Source organism: Bacillus sp. AY2-1 (genome assembly GCF_008368965.1).
Taxonomy (GTDB): domain Bacteria; phylum Bacillota; class Bacilli; order Bacillales; family Bacillaceae_G; genus Bacillus_A; species Bacillus_A thuringiensis_S.
This window is the reverse complement of record NZ_QPEL01000174.1, coordinates 1-2,295: the sequence shown is the minus strand read 5'-3', so window position 1 is coordinate 2,295 and position 2,295 is coordinate 1. Positions and strand designations below refer to the sequence as shown.

The following is a 2,295-nucleotide window of genomic DNA, read 5'->3' as shown; positions in this document are numbered from 1 at the left end:
GTAGTAAAAGTGCTTAAAGATGTAAAAGGGAAATTGAGAATGCGAAATAAAATGTTTAATTAATATAATCAATAAACACGAAAATAGTTAATATAACTAATACATTTTTTAATTTGTTACATATCATGTTAGTAAGAATTGTATAAGGAGGTAGTATAAAGTAGTGGAAGAAAATGTACAAGCTCAGCTTTCGCCACCGTGGATCACATATTTTAATGAATTAAAAAATTCAATAGGTGCTGATCCAACTGTTACAGTTGGGCCACTTATTCCTGTTGGTGGTAATTATATTATTTTAGTGCATGCGTTAAGTAATGAAAAAGCGAGAGCGTTAGCAACGTTTTTAAAATCTTTTGTACAATTTGGGAATGTAAGTGTGACAGTTATTGTAACGAATAATGAGAATGAAATTGTAAATCCATTTCCTTGTCCACTAGATGCATTTGAAATAGCTCATTTATTTCAAGTAGCACTAGAAAACAATCCTTATTTTGAACAAGTTGTGGTACAGCCTCAGTTCCCTGGCGGACCGAATGTTGTCTTTCCGGTGTTCACTGCGGAAGTCATTCAGTTTTTCAATGACGATATTTCTAACTTATGTCAAACGTTTACAGGTGTTGCTGCCAATGTATTTCGTGATGTAATGAATGATGAGGTTTGTGATAGCCCAATATTATTTTCTACAAGTTGTGTTATGAACAGTGAAAATACACAATTACAAAATAAAGATTTAACACCAAAATTGTTTTATTAGACTATAAAAAGACATTTTCAGTAATAGAAAATGTCTTTTTTATGCACCAATAGTGTTCAGGTTGGACAATTGTAGGTTAACAGGAATAATTTTCAATTAATTAAAATTTTTCTAAATCTCATATTTCATGGAAAGATAGTAATTTTGATTTAAGAATATATAGAAAATGAGGAATGATTTTTATTAACTGAAAGGGAATTGATACTGGAAGTTTTAAGTTAATACTATAAGAGGATTTTTTCTAATATCCGTAAAAATGATCAATACCTAAATTGATAGGATGAGACTACATAACAAATAGTAAGGTATATTTCGAATATGATAATATTTTTTGTGACATACATGTTAAAGCTAATAGAAATATTTCTGAAAGAGAATATATTTTGAAAAACAGTAACGATTCTTTTTATTTATATTATAGATAGCTAGTTTTAGAGAGATAAGGCTTACAATAAAACAAGCTATGAATAAGACATTAAAAAGGAGCTGGAATGTATGGATTATATTGTAGATATTTCAAAATGGAATGGAACTATCAATTGGGATATTGCAGCATCTCAGCTAGATTTAGTGATTGCTAGAGTTCAAGATGGCTCTAATACGGTGGATTTTATGTATCAAAATTATGTTAGTGAAATGAAAAAGTATAGTATCCCATTCGGTAATTATGCTTTTTGCCGTTTTATATCTATTGCTGATGCAAAGAAAGAGGCACAAGATTTTTGGAATCGTGGTGATCAATCAGCTAAGTTTTGGGTGGCGGACGTAGAAGTTCAAACGATGGCAGATATGCAAGGCGGGACACAGGCATTTATTGATGAATTACGCCGTTTAGGTGCGGAAAAAGTAGGATTATATGTAGGGCATCACATGTATTTATCATTTGGAGCACGTAATATTGAAGCTGATTTCGTATGGATCCCTCGTTATGGAGGGAATAAGCCAGCATATCCATGTGATATTTGGCAATATACGGATTCAGGGAATGTTCCTGGGATTGGGAAATGTGATCTGAATCGATTAGTAGGAAATAAGTCACTTTCTTGGTTTATAGATTCGAACAAAGCAAATCAATCTAACATAGTGTATAAACAGCAACCGAATGGCATTGGTATTGCAGTTTCGAAATATCCTGATGGATACGGAATAAATTTATATGAGAACCCCATGAATCCTCAATTTACAGGTGCACTCACTCAGAAAATTCCATATTTAATCTTAACAGGTTATTGGGGAGGCGGTGAGCAAGATATGATTTGTTTAGGGAACGATAAGCAGTGGGCATATTTAAAACATTTTAAGGTGAAATGGTTTTATGCAACTTCGAAATATCCTGTCGGCTACAGAGTAAATTATTATGAAGAGCCTGAATGTATGAATTATAAAGGAAATATAGATGGATCGACATCTTTTCGAGTGTGGGGTAGAGTGGGAAATGCGGTAGATATCGGGCAGAATAGTTGGATACCTGAAGAACATGTAATTATTAAGTAACTATAGAAGCTATATTTTTTTTGGAGCATATAAAGAGTTTTCTTACT

At 32.3% G+C, this 2,295-nt stretch carries 2 protein-coding genes; both read left to right on the top strand.

The window, feature by feature from the left end; all coding sequences use genetic code 11:
* Positions 1-163: 163 nt before the first annotated feature.
* The gene (locus DN403_RS27390) at positions 164-754 is read left to right on the top strand and encodes a hypothetical protein (RefSeq protein ID WP_000392278.1); all 591 of its coding nucleotides are present in this window, start codon (positions 164-166) and stop codon (positions 752-754) included.
* A gap of 495 nt (positions 755-1,249) precedes the next feature.
* A complete protein-coding gene (locus DN403_RS27385; RefSeq protein WP_098437206.1) occupies positions 1,250-2,248 on the top strand; it encodes a glycoside hydrolase family 25 protein in 999 nt (332 codons plus the stop codon).
* The last annotated feature ends 47 nt before the right edge of the window (positions 2,249-2,295 follow it).